The sequence below is a fragment of the Variovorax sp. TBS-050B genome, assembly GCF_029893635.1.
Taxonomy (GTDB): Bacteria; Pseudomonadota; Gammaproteobacteria; order Burkholderiales; family Burkholderiaceae_C; genus Variovorax.
This window is the reverse complement of sequence record NZ_JARXYR010000002.1, coordinates 2,079,804-2,095,595: the sequence shown is the minus strand read 5'-3', so window position 1 is coordinate 2,095,595 and position 15,792 is coordinate 2,079,804. Positions and strand designations below refer to the sequence as shown.

Annotated in this window: 12 protein-coding genes; 9 read left to right on the top strand and 3 right to left on the bottom strand. The window is 71.2% G+C overall.

What is annotated here, in order from left to right; all coding sequences use genetic code 11:
• Position 1: 1 nt before the first annotated feature.
• Complete coding sequence (locus M2165_RS12790; RefSeq protein WP_280814996.1) at positions 2 to 1,360, bottom strand: sorbosone dehydrogenase family protein; 1,359 nt, start codon at positions 1,358 to 1,360, stop codon at positions 2 to 4.
• A 135-nt stretch (positions 1,361 to 1,495) separates the two neighbouring features.
• On the opposite strand from M2165_RS12790, the gene M2165_RS12785 reads away from it, so the two are divergent.
• From M2165_RS12785 to M2165_RS12760, 6 genes are all read left to right on the top strand, one after another.
• Positions 1,496 to 2,245 (top strand): alanyl-tRNA editing protein, encoded by a 750-nt coding sequence (locus M2165_RS12785; protein ID WP_280814995.1) that lies wholly within the window; start codon positions 1,496 to 1,498, stop codon positions 2,243 to 2,245.
• A 102-nt stretch (positions 2,246 to 2,347) separates the two neighbouring features.
• Positions 2,348 to 4,519: a protein-disulfide reductase DsbD domain-containing protein gene (locus tag M2165_RS12780; protein ID WP_280817530.1), complete on the top strand. Its 2,172-nt coding sequence runs from the start codon at positions 2,348 to 2,350 to the stop codon at positions 4,517 to 4,519.
• Between the two features lie 124 nt (positions 4,520 to 4,643).
• A complete protein-coding gene (locus M2165_RS12775) occupies positions 4,644 to 5,336 on the top strand; it encodes a thioredoxin family protein (RefSeq protein ID WP_280814994.1) in 693 nt (230 codons plus the stop codon).
• 101 nt (positions 5,337 to 5,437) lie between these two features.
• On the top strand, positions 5,438 to 6,769 hold the full coding sequence (locus tag M2165_RS12770) for an MFS transporter (RefSeq protein ID WP_280814993.1): 1,332 nt from the start codon (positions 5,438 to 5,440) through the stop codon (positions 6,767 to 6,769).
• Between the two features lie 33 nt (positions 6,770 to 6,802).
• On the top strand, positions 6,803 to 7,915 hold the full coding sequence (gene hemE, locus M2165_RS12765; protein ID WP_280814992.1) for a uroporphyrinogen decarboxylase: 1,113 nt from the start codon (positions 6,803 to 6,805) through the stop codon (positions 7,913 to 7,915).
• 490 nt (positions 7,916 to 8,405) lie between these two features.
• Entirely contained in the window at positions 8,406 to 10,508 is a 2,103-nt protein-coding gene (locus M2165_RS12760) for a primosomal protein N' (protein ID WP_280817529.1), read from the top strand.
• A 66-nt stretch (positions 10,509 to 10,574) separates the two neighbouring features.
• Here M2165_RS12760 and M2165_RS12755 read toward each other — a convergent pair whose 3' ends face one another.
• Together M2165_RS12755 and M2165_RS12750 are read right to left on the bottom strand one after the other, a co-directional pair.
• Positions 10,575 to 10,772 carry a hypothetical protein gene (locus M2165_RS12755; RefSeq protein WP_280814991.1) on the bottom strand — a complete coding sequence of 66 codons (198 nt, stop codon included), beginning with the start codon at positions 10,770 to 10,772 and terminating at the stop codon, positions 10,575 to 10,577.
• A gap of 162 nt (positions 10,773 to 10,934) precedes the next feature.
• Positions 10,935 to 11,951 (bottom strand): AEC family transporter, encoded by a 1,017-nt coding sequence (locus M2165_RS12750; RefSeq protein ID WP_280814990.1) that lies wholly within the window; start codon positions 11,949 to 11,951, stop codon positions 10,935 to 10,937.
• A 123-nt stretch (positions 11,952 to 12,074) separates the two neighbouring features.
• Between M2165_RS12750 and M2165_RS12745 the strand changes: the two genes are divergently transcribed.
• Genes M2165_RS12745 through M2165_RS12735 form a run of 3 tightly spaced genes read left to right on the top strand, consistent with a single transcriptional unit; the run spans position 12,075 to position 15,789 of the window.
• Complete coding sequence (locus M2165_RS12745) at positions 12,075 to 14,183, top strand: UvrD-helicase domain-containing protein (protein WP_280814989.1); 2,109 nt, start codon at positions 12,075 to 12,077, stop codon at positions 14,181 to 14,183.
• Positions 14,180 to 14,617 (top strand): hypothetical protein, encoded by a 438-nt coding sequence (locus tag M2165_RS12740; protein WP_280814988.1) that lies wholly within the window; start codon positions 14,180 to 14,182, stop codon positions 14,615 to 14,617. The genes M2165_RS12745 and M2165_RS12740 overlap by 4 nt, the downstream gene beginning before the upstream one ends.
• Positions 14,614 to 15,789 carry a phospholipase A gene (locus M2165_RS12735; protein WP_280814987.1) on the top strand — a complete coding sequence of 392 codons (1,176 nt, stop codon included), beginning with the start codon at positions 14,614 to 14,616 and terminating at the stop codon, positions 15,787 to 15,789. The genes M2165_RS12740 and M2165_RS12735 overlap by 4 nt, the downstream gene beginning before the upstream one ends.
• Positions 15,790 to 15,792: the final 3 nt, after the last annotated feature.

Here is a 15,792-nt window from a genome sequence, read left to right as displayed (position 1 = left end):
CTCAGTTGGGCGTGCCGCGCGACACGCGCCAGACCGTGTTGCCCACGTCGTCGGCCACGAGCAGCGCGCCGCCCTTGTCGAGCGCCACGCCCACCGGGCGGCCCTGGGCCTTCTCGTCGGCCGAGAGGAAGCCGGTCAGCACGTCGACCGGCTGCCCGTTCGGCACGCCGCCGACGAAGGGTACGAACACCACCTTGTAGCCCGACTTGGGCTTGCGGTTCCACGAGCCGTGCTCGCCGATGAAGGCGCCGCTCGCGAACTCGGGCGGCATGCCGCGGGCGTCGGAGAACACCAGCCCGAGCGGCGCGACGTGCGAGCCGAGCGCGTAGTCGGGCACCACGGCCTTGGCGACCATCTCGGGGTTCGGCGGCTGGACGCGGGCGTCGACGTTGGCGCCGAAGTAGCTCCAGGGCCAGCCGTAGAAGGCGCCCTCCTTCACCGAGGTCAGGTAGTCGGGCACGAGGTCGCTGCCGATCTCGTCGCGCTCGTTGACCACGGTCCACAGCGCCTTGGTGGTGGGCTCCCAGGCCAGGCCGTTGGGATTGCGCAAGCCGGTCGCGAAGAGCCGCTTCTCGCCCGTCTTCGCATCGACCTCCCAGATCGCGGCGCGGCCCTCCTCGGCGGCCAGGCCGTTCTCGCCGATGTTGCTGTTGGAGCCGACCGTGACGTAGAGCTTGGTGCCCTCGGCGTTCGCGATCACGTTCTTGGTCCAGTGGTGGTTGATGCCCGCGGGCAGCGGCGTCACCACCGTGGGCGCGGCGGTGGCGGCGGTCTGCCCCTCGGTGTAGGGCACCTTGACGAGCGCATCGGCATTGGCGATGAAGAGTTCGTTCCCCACCAGCGCCATGCCGAACGGGGACTGCAGGTTCGAGAGGAACACCTGCCGCACCTCGGCCGCGCCGTCGCCGTCGGCATCGCGCAGCAGGGTGATGCGGTTCGGGCTCGGCACGTTGGCGCCGGCGCGGCCCATGACCTTCTTCATCACCCAGCCGCGCACCTTGCCCATCAGCCCGCCGCCGCCGTCGCTGGCGCCCTCGGGCTTGGGCGGCTTGTTGCTTTCGGCCACCAGCACGTCGCCGTTGGGCAGCGTGTAGACCCAGCGCGGATGCGACAGCCCGCGCGCCAGCGCGCCGACGCGCAGGCCCGGCGCGGCCTTGGGCGCGGCGGTGTCGGTCCAGCCGACGGCTTCGGCGACGTTGACGGTGGGAATCAGGGTCTTGTTCGGCTCGGCCAGCCGCGGCCGCGGCCCGGTGGTGGCCTCGGGCGCCAGCTTGGCGGCCTCGCCGCAGCCGGCCAGCGCCAGCACCGCGGCCAGCGAAGCCGCGCAGACGGGGGAAATGGCGACATTCGATACCTTCATGCACGATCCTCCGTGAATCCGGCCGCAGGCCGCATACCGCCGCATCATGCGGCCGGGGCCGCCAAGGGCTGTCGGCCGTGGGCGCTTTTTGGCGTGGGCGCGCCCCGTTCGCGCATCGCCGCTACCATCGGCCGCATGACCGACGACCTGTTCCGCGCCGACGCCTACCTGCGCGCCTGCGACGCCCGCATCCTGCGCATCGACGATGCCGGCATCGTGCTCGACCGCACCGTGTTCTATCCGCTGGGCGGCGGGCAGGCGGGCGACAGCGGGGAACTGGTGCTCGCGAACGGGCGCGCGCTGGCGATCGCCGACACGCGCAAGGCGAAGGACGAGGCCGGCCAGCCCACGCGCGAGATCGTCCACGTGCCCGCGCCGGACCAGGCCGAACTGCTCGCCGCGCTGAAGCCCGGCGACGCCGTGACCGCGCGCCTGGACTGGGAGCGCCGCCACCGGCTGATGCGCTTCCACACCGCGAGCCACCTGCTCTGCCACCTCGTGCCGGTGCCGGTGAACGGCTGCTCGATCACGTCCGACTACGCGCGCATCGACTTCCACATGACCGACCCGCTCGACAAGGAGGCGCTGACCGCCGGCCTGGCCCGGCTGGTGGAAGCCGCCCATCCGCTGGCCGTGGGCGCGATCACCGACGAGGAGCTCGACGCCAACCCGGCGCTGGTCAAGAGCATGAGCGTGCAGCCGCCGCGCGGCACCGGCACCGTGCGCACCATCCGCATCGGCGCCGAGGGCGCGGCGCAGATCGACTTCCAGCCCTGCGGCGGCACGCACGTGGCCAACACGGCGGAGATCGGCGCGGTGATGGTCACCAAGATCGAAAAGAAGAGCGCGAACACCCGCAGGGTGGTGCTGGGCTGGGCCGCTTGAGCCACGCCCGGAACTTCGCTCCGCCCGCCTGCTCCGACTGACGGCATGATCTTTCCCCGTTTCCTCTCGGCTACCTTTCTGGTAGCAGCTGCCGCAGCCTGCATGCCGGCCGTGGCGCAATGGACTTCCGCACCGGGCGCCGTGGTCACCACGCCGCACGTGCGCGCCGAACTGGTCGCGCATGCGCCGCAGGGCGTATCGCCGGGTGCCCCGGTGTGGCTCGGGCTCAAGATCGAGCACCAGCCCGAGTGGCACACCTACTGGAAGAACGCGGGCGATTCCGGCCTGCCCACCGAGCTGAACTGGACCCTGCCGGCCGGCGTCTCGGCCGGCGAGATCGCATGGCCGGTGCCGCGCAAGATCCCGGTCGGCACGCTGGCCAACTACGGCTACGAAGGCACGGTGCTGCTGCCGGTGCCGCTCGAGGTGCCGAGCACCTTCCAGCCGCCGCTGGCCATCGGCAGCGGCACGCCGGCGCTCGACGTCCGCCTCAAGGCCAGCTGGCTGGTCTGCCGCAAGGAGTGCATCCCGGAGGAAGGCGAGTTCAGCCTGGCGCTGCCGCTTTCGGGCTCGACCGCGCTGCACAAGGCCGAGTTCGACGCGGCGCGGGCCGCGACACCGCAGGCGCTCGCCAAGCCCGGCGCCGTCGAGGTCAGCGGGCACCAGCTGCAGGTGCGCGTGGAGGGGCTGCCGGCCTCCGCCCACGGCAAGACCCTGGAGTTCTTCCCCGAAACGCCCGAAGTCGTGCGCACCGCCGCGGTCGCGGGCAAGGACTGGACGCAGCGCTGGCAGGACGGCGTCTGGACCGCCACCGTGCCGCTGGCCGAGCAGCGTAGCGCGAGCCCCTCGACCCTGCCGCTGGTGGTGGCGCTCGCCGAGGGCGACCGGCAGCCCGGCCAGCCGGTCGCCTGGCGCGCCGAGGCACCGGTCAGCGGCACCTGGCCCGCCGCCGCGCCGCGCGCCGAGGTCTCGCCCGCGCTGCAGGCGGCGCTGGCGGCCAATGCGGCCGATGCGGCCCGCCCAGGTGCAGCGGCCGCCACGGACGCCTCCGAGCCGCCGCCGCAGCCCACCGCCACCTTCGTCGCCGCGCTGTTCGGCGCGCTGCTCGGCGGGCTGCTGCTGAACCTCATGCCCTGCGTGTTCCCGATCCTCGCGATCAAGGTGCTCGGCTTCGCGCGCCAGGCGGGCGACCGCAGCGCGCACCGCACCGCGGGCCTCGCCTACACCGCGGGCGTGATGCTCTCGTTCCTCGCGCTGGGCGGCGCCATGCTCGGGCTGCGCGCCGCGGGCGCCCAGCTCGGCTGGGGCTTCCAGCTGCAGTCGCCGGCCGTGGTGGCGGCGCTGGCGGCGCTGTTCACGCTGATCGGGCTCAACCTGGCGGGCATGTTCGAGTTCGTCCGTGCGGTGCCGTCCTCGGTGTGCTCGGCGCAGGCGAAGCATCCGGTCGCCAACGACTTCCTCTCGGGCGTGCTGGCGGTGGTGATCGCCTCGCCCTGCACCGCGCCGTTCATGGGCGCCTCGCTCGGCTTCGCGATCGGGCTTCCCGCCGCCCAGGCGCTGCTGCTGTTCGCGGCGCTGGGCCTGGGGCTGGCGCTGCCGTACCTGGTGGCGGGCTTCGTGCCCGCGGTGGCGCACCTGCTGCCGAAGCCGGGTCCGTGGATGGGCACGCTGCGCCGGCTGCTCGCGTTCCCGATGTTCGCCACCGTGGCCTGGCTGGTCTGGGTGCTGGGACAGCAGAGCGGCATCGACGGCGCCGGAACGCTGCTGGCGCTGCTGGTGTGCCTGGCAGCGATCGTCTGGGCGTTCACGCTGCGCGGCCGCACGCGGCTCGTGATCGCCTCGGTGCTGATCGCGTTCACGGCCGTGCTCACGGCGGCGATCGGCCGCAACGTGCTGCAGACCGTCGAGCCGGCGAAGCTCGCCGCCACCCATGAACAGCGCTGGCAGCCCTGGTCGGCCGAGCGCGCCGGCGCACTGCTGGCGGCGGGGCAGCCGGTGTTCATCGATTTCACGGCGGCCTGGTGCGTGACCTGCCAGTACAACAAGAAGACCACGCTGGCCGATGCCGCGGTGCTGGCCGATTTCGACGACCGCAAGGTCGCGATGCTGCGGGCCGACTGGACGCGCCGCGACCCCGCCATCACGGCCGCGCTGAATGCGCTCGGGCGCAGCGGCGTGCCGCTGTACGTGCTGCAGGCGCCCGGCAAGCCGCCGGTGATCCTGACCGAGATCCTCGGCAAGGACGAGGTGCGCGCCGCGCTGGCCGCGCTCTAGGGTCGCGGGCGGGGAAACAAAGCCTTACCCGCCGCCCGACCGGGGTTGTCACATACACATGAAAAAAGCGTTCTAAGCTCTCGCCGTTGTTCGTTTTCTTCTGAAACTGGAGTTCAAGCTGGCCATGTCTTCCCTGCCATCGTCCGACTCTCGATCCGTCCGCGCCGCGCGCCAGGCCCGCGCCGCCCTGAGCCGCGCCTCGCGCCGTGCCGTGGTGGCCGCCGCCGTCGCGCTGGGCGCCACCTTCCTCATGGGCAACAACGCCTTCGCCGCACCCGCCGTGGGGCAGCAGGCGCCCGATTTCGTCGCCGTGGACACCACCGGCACCAAGCACAAGCTCTCCGACTTCGCGGGCAAGTTCGTGGTGCTCGAATGGACCAACCCCGGCTGCCCCTTCGTGCGCAAGCACTACCACAGCGGCAACATGCCGGCCACGCAGAAGGCCGCGACCGACAAGGGCGTGGTGTGGCTCGCGGTCAATTCCACCGAGCGCGCGGCCAGCGACTACCTGCAGCCCGCCGCGCTCGATGCCTGGATGAAGTCGCAGAAGGCCGCGCCCACCGCGGTGCTGATGGACGAGGACGGCGTGATCGGCCAGGCCTACGGCGCGCGCACCACGCCGCACATCTTCATCATCGATCCCAAGGGCACGCTGGTGTATGCGGGCGGCATCGACAGCATCGCCTCGGCCCGGCCCGACGACATCAAGACCGCGACCAACTACGTGAACCAGGCGCTCGGCGAGGCCTTCGGCGGCAAGCCGATCTCGGCGGCCTCGACGCGGCCGTACGGCTGCTCGGTCAAGTACAAGAGCTGAGCGCGCGCGGCGCGGTGACAGCTACCTGACCACGGCAGTCAGGCCGCGGTCGGGCAGCCCGGCCTACCCTCGGCGCTCACCAACGCCAAGGGGACAACCAGATGCATCCTGCGCCATCCGCCGCGCGCGAGCCGGGCGCCGCGCCGTCGCCCTCCACTTCCAGGTTCGCCACCGTGCTGCGCGTCACGGGCGGCAACTTCATGGAGATGTTCGACTTCTTCCTGTTCGGCTTCTACGCCGCGCAGATCTCGAAGGCCTTCTTTCCCGCGGGCGACGAGTTCGCCTCGCTGATGCTGACCTTCATGACCTTCGGCGCGGGCTTCCTGATGCGACCGCTCGGTGCGATCGTCCTCGGCGCCTACGTCGACCGCGTGGGCCGGCGCCGCGGCCTGATCGTCACGCTCGCGCTGATGGCGCTCGGCACGCTGCTGATCGCCTGCGTGCCGGCCTACGCGACCATCGGCCTCGCGGCGCCGCTGCTGGTGCTGATCGGGCGGCTGCTGCAGGGCTTCTCGGCCGGCGTGGAGCTCGGCGGCGTCTCGGTCTATCTGTCGGAAATGGCCACGCCCGGGCGCAAGGGCTTCTACGTGAGCTGGCAGTCGGCGAGCCAGCAGGTGGCGATCATCGTGGCGGCGGCACTCGGCTGGTGGCTCAACGTGCGCTTCACGCCGCAGGAGATCGGCGACTTCTACTGGCGCGTGCCATTCTTCGTCGGCTGCCTGATCGTGCCGGCGCTGTTCGTGATCCGCCGCTCGCTGCAGGAGACCGACGCCTTCCTCGCGCGCAGGCACCGGCCCGGCGCGCGCGAGATCTTCCGCTCGATGGTGGCGAACTGGGGGCTGGTGGTCGCGGGGATGCTGCTGGTGTCGATGACCACCGTCTCGTTCTATCTGATCACGGTCTACACGCCCACCTTCGGCAAGGCCGTGCTGCACCTGAGCACGACCGATGCGCTGGTCGTCACGCTGTGCGTGGCCGTCTCCAACTTCTTCTGGCTGCCGGTGATGGGCGCTCTGTCGGACCGCGTGGGGCGCAAGCCGCTGCTGGTCGCGTTCACCGTGCTGACCATCCTCACCGCGTACCCGGCGCTCCAGTGGCTGGTGGGCGCGCCGAGCTTCGCGCGCATGCTCGAGGTCGAGCTGTGGCTCTCGTTCCTCTATGCGAGCTACAACGGCGCGATGGTGGTGGCGCTCACCGAGCTGATGCCGGTGGACGTGCGCACCGCGGGCTTCTCGCTCGCCTACAGCCTCGCCACCGCGCTGTTCGGCGGTTTCACGCCGGCGATCGCCACCGGCCTGATCGGGATGACCGGCGACAAGGCCGCGCCCGGCCTGTGGATGACGGCCGCCGCCATCTGCGGGCTGGCGGCGACGCTGGTGCTGTACCGGCGCCAGGCGCATCCCGCGGAGGCCGCCCGGGTGCCGGCGGTCTGACGCCGCGGCGCGGCGCCCTGCGACAATCGCACGATGCCCTTCGCCCCACTGCAAAACGACACTTTCCTGCGGGCCTGCTGGCGCCAGGCCACCGACCACACCCCCGTCTGGCTGATGCGCCAGGCCGGCCGCTACCTGCCCGAATACGTGGCCACGCGCGCGAAGGCGGGCAGCTTCATGGGGCTCGCGACCAACGTCGACTACGCCACCGAGGTCACGCTGCAGCCGCTCGCGCGCTATCCGCTCGACGCGGCGATCCTCTTTTCCGACATCCTCACCGTGCCCGACGCCATGGGCCTGGGCCTCTCGTTCGAGGCCGGCGAGGGACCGCGCTTCGCTCGGCCGGTGCGCGACGAGGCCGCCGTGGCCGCGCTCGAAGTGCCCGACCTGCAGAAGCTGCGCTACGTGTTCGACGCCGTGGCTTCCATCCGCAAGGCGCTCGACGGCCGGGTGCCGCTGATCGGCTTCTCGGGCAGCCCCTGGACCCTCGCCTGCTACATGGTCGAAGGCGCGGGCTCGAGCGACTACCGGCTCGTGAAGAGCATGCTCTACGGCCGGCCCGACCTGATGCACCGCGTGCTCGCGGTCAATGCCGATGCGGTCGCCGCCTACCTCAATGCCCAGATCGACGCCGGCGCGCAGGCGGTGATGGTGTTCGACAGCTGGGGCGGCGTGCTCGCCGACGGCGCGTTCCAGGAATTCAGCCTCGCCTACACCGCGCGCGTGCTCGCCGGTCTCAAGCGCCAGGGCGCCGACGGCCAGCCGGTGCCGCGCATCGTGTTCACCAAGGGCGGCGGCCTCTGGCTCGAGGCCATGCGCGCGCTCGACTGCGAGGTGCTCGGCGTCGACTGGACCGTGAACCTCGCGGCCGCGCGCCGGCTCGTGGGCGAAGGCGACGACGGCAAGGCCAAGGCCCTGCAGGGCAACATCGATCCCAATGTGCTGTTCGCGCCGCCCGAGCGCATCGCCGCGGAGGTCGCCAAGGTGCTGCAGGGCTTCGGCAAGCCGCATGCCGACCTGCAGCGCCAGGGGCCGACGCACATCTTCAACCTGGGCCACGGCATCAGCCAGTTCACCCCGCCCGAGCATGTGGCCGCGCTGGTCGAGGCGGTGCATGCGCAGTCGCGCGCGCTGCGTGCGTCCTAGTCACGGTCGGTGAGCCGGGCCGCCCGGCGCGGCTCCGCTGGGGCTTGCGCAGGCCGTTTGTCAAGCGAAAAAACGACCTTGCGGACCCGACTTATGCACAAAACGCGTGTTGCACTGCGCAAACTGATCTGAGCCGGCTTCTTCTTTGCTCCCAAAGGGATAGCGACGCTAAGTTGTTGATTCGTATAGGTTTTGGGTTTTGCTTTTTTTACGGGCAATCCAGTCGAAGCCTTGATTTGCAAGGCTCCGCGAGGTGTTGAGCCCTGTTGTCAACAAAGTTATCCACACAAACTCTGGATGAGCGGCAAAGCGCTGGCAAATCAACAACTTAAGCTCGTTTGCTCCAAGTAGCCTTAACAATTTACCCAGAGAGGGAGAACGGCCTATCTCCAACGGCAGCCCACCCCGGGCGCGGGATTCCGCGATGACGGCGACCACCACCACCGGCACGGCCGATGGCGGCCTCGCCGCGCCCGCGCCGCCGGGCGCCCTGCCCTGGCGCGTCGACGTGGCGGTGCAGACGCCGGCGCACAGCGCGCTCGGCGACCTGCTGAGCTATGCCGGCGCGGCACCGCTCGTGCCCGGCGCGCTGGTGCGGGTGCCGCTCGGCCGGCGCGAAGTGCTGGGCGTGGTCTGGAACGAGCCCGCGGCCCGCGACGCAGCGGACGCCGACATGGCGCTCAAGCCCGTCGGCGCCGTGCTCGACGGCCTGGCGCCGCTCGGTGCGCCCTGGCGCGACCTGGTGGCCTTCGCGGCGCGCTACTACCAGCGCTCGATCGGCGAGATCGCGCTGGCTGCGCTGCCGCCGCAGCTGCGCGACCTGAGCGCGGCGCAGCTCGCACGCCGGCTCAAGCGCCGCTCGGCCGCCGGCCCGGTCGCCCGCACCGCCGAATCGGCGCACCCCGTCACGCTGAGCGCGGAGCAGTCGGCGGCGCTCGCGCGCATCGAACAGGCCGCTGCCGGCACCTTCCTGCTCGCCGGCAGCACCGGCAGCGGCAAGACCGAGGTCTACCTGCGCTGCGTGGCCGACCTGCTGGCGGCCGATCCCGAGGCGCAGGCGCTGGTGATGGTGCCCGAGATCAACCTCACGCCGCAGCTCGAAGCCCGCTTCAAGGCCCGCTTCGGCGAGGAGGCCGTGGTGTCGCTGCACAGCGGCATGACCCATCCGCAGCGGCTGGCGAGCTGGCTCGCGGCGCACGGCGGCGCCGCGCGCATCGTGCTGGGCACCCGCATGGCGGTGTTCGCGTCGATGCCGGGGCTGAAGCTGATCGTGGTCGACGAGGAACACGACCCGAGCTACAAGCAGCAGGAGGGCGCCCGCTATTCGGCGCGCGACCTCGCCGTCTGGCGCGGGCAGCGCGAAGGCGCGAAGGTCATCCTCGGCTCCGCCACGCCCTCGCTCGAGAGCTGGCACCAGAGCCGCCCCGCCGCGGGCGACGATCCCGGCGGGCGCTACCTGCGCCTCGCGATGCCTTCGCGCATCGGCACGGGCGAACTGCCCGCCGTGCGGCTGGTGGACATGAACCTGCAGCCGCCGAAGACGGTGCTCTCGGCCGCGCTGCTGGACGCCATCGGCCAGCGCATCGCGCGCGGCGAGCAGAGCATGGTGTTCCTCAACCGGCGCGGCTATGCGCCGGTGCTCGCCTGCGCCGACTGCGGCTGGAAGAGCGAATGTCCGCACTGCAGCGCCTACCGGGTGTTCCACAAGATCGACCGCACGCTGCGCTGCCACCACTGCGGCTTCACCGAGCGCGTGCCGCGCGCCTGCCCCGCCTGCGGCAATCCCGACATCGCACCCGTGGGCCGCGGCACCGAGCGGCTGGAGGAGCACCTGGGCGAACTGTTCGCCGCGGTCCGGCGCCCGGACGGCAGCGCCGTGCGCATCGCACGCATCGACGCCGACAGCACGCGCAAGCAGGGTGCGCTCGAATCGCAGCTCGCCGCCGTGCATGCGGGCGAGGTCGACGTGCTCGTCGGCACGCAGATGATCGCCAAGGGGCACGACTTCCGGCGCATCACGCTGGTGGCGGCGGTGAACCCCGACGGCGCGCTGTTCTCGAGCGACTTCCGCGCGCCCGAGCGGCTGTTCAGCCTGCTGATGCAGTCGGCCGGCCGCGCGGGCCGCGATGCGGCCTACCTGGCCGCGCAGGGCACCACGGCCGAGATGTGGATCCAGACGCACCATGCGCAGCATCCGCTCTTTGCCGCGCTGCGCCGGCACGACTACGAAGCCTTCGCGCGCCAGCAGCTCGAGGAACGCGCCGCCGCGGGCATGCCGCCCTTCGCCTTCCAGGCGCTGCTGCGTGCGGATGCGCGCACGCAGGAAGCCGCGCAGGCCTTCCTGAACGCCGCGAGCGAGGCGGCCGACGCGCTCGAGGGCGCCGACCGCGTGCTGCGCTACCCGGCCGTGCCGCTCGCGATCCAGCGCGTGGCCAACGTGGAGCGCGCGCAGATGCTGATCGAGAGTCCTTCGCGCGCCGCGCTGCAGCGGCTGCTCGCGCAATGGCAGCCGCTGCTGCACGCGCTGCGCCGCGCGCCGGAGGGCAAGGGCGTGATCCGCTGGCTGGTCGACGTCGACCCGCACAGCATCTGATCCGCGCAACGGCGCGGCGCACCGCATCCGGCCGTGCCCCGGCCAGGCGGGGGGATTGGCGGGCGCTCAGCCCTTTCCCATGTCGACGTAGCGCAGCTCGCCGCTGCCGCGCCGCCGCGCCACGCTCGCCGGCCAGGCGAACACCAGCAGGCTCAGCGCGCCCAGCGCGAGCGAGGTGCCGTTGCCGAGCACGCCGGCGTGCCACAGCCAGCCTGCACCGGCGATCCACGCGAGCCACACCAGGATGCGAACAAGTATTGCCATCGTGCTACCCATTCATCCGTTGATCCGCAAACACTCTAGCAGGACATTAGCAAACACAAGTATTCATCCTAAGTGATAACAATGGCTATGCCATAAGACTTGGCATCCGGCGTGGAAAGTTTCTGAAACAGGTGTGGTGCGGGCCGTGCGGTCCGCGGCGGCTCAGCGCAGCAGCTTGACCGCGAGCGGAAAGCTGAAGAAGGTCGCGACCGTGGTCCACAGGATGATGCGCGCGATGCGGCCGTTGTCGGCGCCGAAGCGCTCGGCCAGCATCGACACGTTGCTCGCACTCGGCAGCGCCGCCACGAGCACGACCACCACCAGCGCCTCGGCCGACAGCGGCAGGCCGAGCGCGACCGCGCCCTGCGCGAGCGCCCACACCAGCAGCGGATGCACCAGCAGCTTCACCAGCACCACCGGCGCCACGTCGGCCAGCGGCGCGCGCGCCGGCAGCCGCGCGCGCGTGCCCATGGCCGCGGCCACCGCCGCGCTCGCGCCGTGCTCGCGCGCGAGCAGCGCCGAGCGCGCCAGCACCGCGCCGATGGTGAAGAGCGCGACCGGCGAGGCCGCGTCCGCCAGCATCGCGATCGTGCGGTCCACCGGCCCCGGCAGCTGCCAGCGGGCGGCCGACAGCAGCACGCCGAGCAGGATCGACCACGGCATCGGATTGACCAGCACGCCGCGCAGCGCCTGGCGCGCCGCCTGCCGCGGACCCTGGTGCCCGGCGCCGGCGCCGTCCAGGCGCGACAGCGCGATGCACAGCGACGAGGTCACGACCAGGTCGAAGGCGATGGTGATGATCATCGGCCCCGCCGCCTGCGCGCCGAGCAGCGCCACCAGCAGCGGCACGCCCATGAAGCCGGTGTTCGGAAAGGCCGCGACCAGCGCGCCGAAGGCGGCGTCGTTCCAGCCGATGCGGGCATTGCGCGTGAACAGCACCACGCCCGCCACCACCGCCAGCGCGCTCAGGCCCCAGACCAGCGCCACGCTGCCGTCGAGCAGCTGCCCGATCGGCGTGCCGGCGCCGAAGCGCAGCAGCATGCACGGCAGCGCGAAGTACAGCACGAAGGTGTTGAGGCCCGGGATCGCGTCCAGCGGCAGGATGCGGGCGCGGCCTGCGCCGTAGCCGGCGGCGATGAGCGCAAAGAAAGGAAAAGTAACGAGAAGGATGGACAGCACGGGGGCGATTGTCGCCGCGTCCCGCATCGTGAACTCTGGCGGGCCTCGCGCGGGAGCGGTCCCCGTATCATTGCCCGCTTTCGCGCCTGTCGTGGCCTTCGCGGCCTTCCGTCCCCACTCCCCATGTCCTCCGGTCTCAATCTCGCGCAACAAGAAGCTGTCAACTACATGCACGGCCCCTGCCTGGTGCTCGCGGGCGCGGGCTCGGGCAAGACGCGCGTGATCACGCACAAGATCGCGCGGCTGATCCAGGCCGGGCTCGAACCCAAGCGCATCGCCGCGATCACCTTCACCAACAAGGCCGCGAGCGAGATGCGCGAGCGCGCCAAGGGGCTGATCGGGCGCGACGCCAAGCATGTGGTGATCTGCACCTTCCATGCGCTGGGCGTGCGCATGATGCGCGAGGACGGCGCCGTGCTGGGCCTGAAGCCCGCCTTCAGCATCCTCGACAGCGACGACGTCACGAAGATCCTCAAGGACGCCGGCGGCACCACCGATGCGGCCACCGCGCGGATCTGGCAGTGGACCATCAGCAAGTGGAAGAACATGGGTCTGAACGCGGCCCAGGCCGAGGCCGCCGCCGTGGACGACAACGAGCGCATCACCGCGCGCATCATGGCGCGCTACGAGGAGCGGCTCGCGGCCTACCAGAGCGTGGACTTCGACGACCTGATCGGCATGCCGCTCAAGCTGCTGCGCGATTTCGACGAAGTGCGCGCCAAGTGGCAGGCCGCGCTCGGCCACATCCTGGTGGACGAATACCAGGACACCAACGCCACGCAGTACGAGGTGCTCAAGGCGCTGGCCGGCACGCGCGGCCAGTTCACCGCGGTGGGCGACGACGACCAGTCGATCTACGGCTGGCGCGGCGCCACGCTCGACAACCTGCGCAAGCTGCCGGTGGACTACCCCACGCTCAAGGTCATCAAGCTGGAGCAGAACTACCGCTCCACGAGCGCGATCCTGCGCGCCGCCAACAACGTGATCGGCCCCAACCCCAAGCTGTTCCCGAAGACGCTGTTCTCCGAGCTCGGCGAGGGCGAACCGGTGCGCATCGTCGATGCCGACTCCGAGGCGCACGAGGCCGAACGCGCGGTGGCGCGCATCATCAGCCTGCGCGCCGGCGACGCCACCGCGCAGGGCAAGCAGTACAAGGAGTTCCGCGACTTCGCGATCCTCTACCGCGCCAACCACCAGGCGCGCGTGCTCGAGCAGGCATTGCGCAAGGCGCAGATCCCCTACAAGGTATCGGGCGGCCAGAGCTTCTTCGACCGCGCCGAGATCAAGGACCTGTGCGGCTGGTTCCGGCTCTGGGTCAACAACGACGACGACCCGGCCTTCCTGCGCGCCGTCACCACGCCGAAGCGCGGCATCGGCCACACCACGCTCGCCGCGCTCGGCACCTTCGCGAGCCAGTACAAGCTGAGCCTGTTCGAGGCGCTCTTCAGTTCGTCGCTGCCGAGCGTGATGCCCAAGCGCGCGCTCGAAGGCCTGCACGAGTTCGGCCGCTACATCAACGACCTCGAATACCGCGCCCGCCGCACCATGGGCGCCGAGGACTCGCGCACCTTCATGCTCGAATGGCTCAAGGAGATCGAGTACGAGAAGCACCTCTACGACGGCGAGGACAGCGAACAGGCCGCGGCCGCGCGCTGGACCAACGTGATCGAGTTCGTCGACTGGATGTCGCAGCGCGCGGGCGGCGCGCTCGACGATGCCTCGGGCGCCGACGGCGCCGCCGCCGAGGGCGAGCGCAAGAGCCTGCTCGAGGTGGCGCAGACCATCTCGCTGCTCTCCACCATCAGCGAGCGCGAGCAGGACCAGAACGTGGTCACGCTCTCGACGCTGCATGCCTCCAAGGGCCTGGAATGGCCGCACGTGATGCTGATCGGCGTGACCGAGGGCCTGCTGCCCTTCAAGCTGGAGGACGACAACGGCCGCCAGCAGAAGGTCAGCGAGGACACGCTGCAGCGGCTGCAGGAGGAGCGCCGGCTCATGTACGTGGGCATCACGCGCGCGCAGCGCAGCCTCGCGGTGAGCTGGACCAAGAAGCGCAAGCAGGGCCGCGAGATGGTGCCCTGCGTGCCGAGCCGCTTCATCGCCGAGATGGGCCTGGACAAGGCCACCACGCGCGAGGACCCGCGCGAGAAGCTCAAGGCGCTGCGCGCCGAGTTCGCGCGCAAGGCGCAGGACAGCGCGGCGGCCGCAGCGGCCGCCGCCGCCGCGCCATGAAGGCGGCGCTGCTGCTGCTCCTCGGCACGGCCGCGCTCGCGGCGGGCTGTGCCGCGCCCGGACCGCCGCCCGGCTGCCCCGCGAACGCGCGCGAGCTGCCGGTCGAGGCGCTCTACGGCGACTGGCAGGCGCGCATCGAGGGCGAGCCGGGCGTCGTGTCGGTGCGGCTCGGCCGCCATCCCGAATACGCCGGCGTGCGCGGCACCGTCACGCGCGCCGACGCCTCGGTCGCGCAGGTCGCGGGCGACGTCGACGACGAAGGCACGCTCGCGCTCGACGAGTCGCGCGACGGCCGCAGCATCAGCGGCGTCTGGTCGGGCACCTTGCGCGTCGATGCGTGCGGCCGCGCGTTCACCGGCACCTGGCGCGACGCGGCCGACGACAGCACCCATTCCTTCACGCTCACGAAGACGGAACGGACCGCAGAGAAATGAACACCATCACCCCCCGATACACCGCCATCGCCGCCGCCCTGCTGCCGCTGGCCGGCTTCTTCGCGCCACCGGCGGCCGCGCAGGCCGTCGACAAGCCCGCGAGCCCGCTCGCCGATGCGCAGCTGACCTGGCAGCAGTGCGCCGCGCTCGGCAACAACAACGAGGCGCGGCTGGCCTGCTTCGACCGCTGGGCCCAGCAGCAGACGCTGCCCGCGGTGTCGGTGCCGGTGGCGCCGCCGGTGCTGGCGAGCACGCAGCCCGCGCCGCCGGTGGACGCATCGATCCCCGCGACCCGCGTGGTCTCGGTCGCCACCAGCGAGGGCTGCCGCGATCGCCAGTACTCGGTGCTGTCGCGCTTCTGGGAACTCGAGAACGGCAGCGACTGCGGCACCTTCGTGTTCCGCGGCTACCGGCCGCTCAACGTGTCGGCCTCGGCCGCCAGCAGCAAGCCCGACACGCCCACCTCCCCGTCCGAGGGCCACACCGCCACGCCGGTGGCCTACCAGGCCAACGAGATGCGCATCGGCCTGTCGGTGCGCACCAAGCTCGCGCAGGGCCTGCTCACGCAGAACGACCCGGTCAGGAAGGATTCGCTGTGGTTCGCCTATTCGCAGCAGTCGACCTGGCAGCTCTTCAACGGCGACATCTCGCGCCCGTTCCGCACCACCGACCACGAGCCCGAGCTGATCTACGTCTATCCGCTCGACTTCGGCCTGCCGGGCGGCTGGCGCTGGCGCTATGCCGGCGTCGGGCTGGTGCACCAGTCCAACGGCCAGAGCCTGCCGCTGTCGCGCAGCTGGAACCGCGTCTACCTGATGGGCGGCGCGGAGCTCGACGACCGCTTCAGCATCACCGGCCGCATCTGGCAGCGGCTCTCGGAAGACGCCGCCAAGGACGACAACCCCGACATCTCGAGCTACATCGGCCGCGCCGAGGTCACGGGCCGCTGGAACTTCAACCGCGACAACACGCTGGCGCTCACGGTGCGCAACAACCTGCGCGACAGCGGGCGCGGTTCGGTGCGGCTCGAATGGCTCAAGGCGATCGGCGACCCGACCAAGAGCAACCTGCGCTTCCACACGCAGCTCTTCCACGGCTACGGCGATACGCTGGTGGACTACAACCGCAAGCGCACTGTGCTGAGCATCGGCCTGAGCCTGGTGGACTTCTAATCC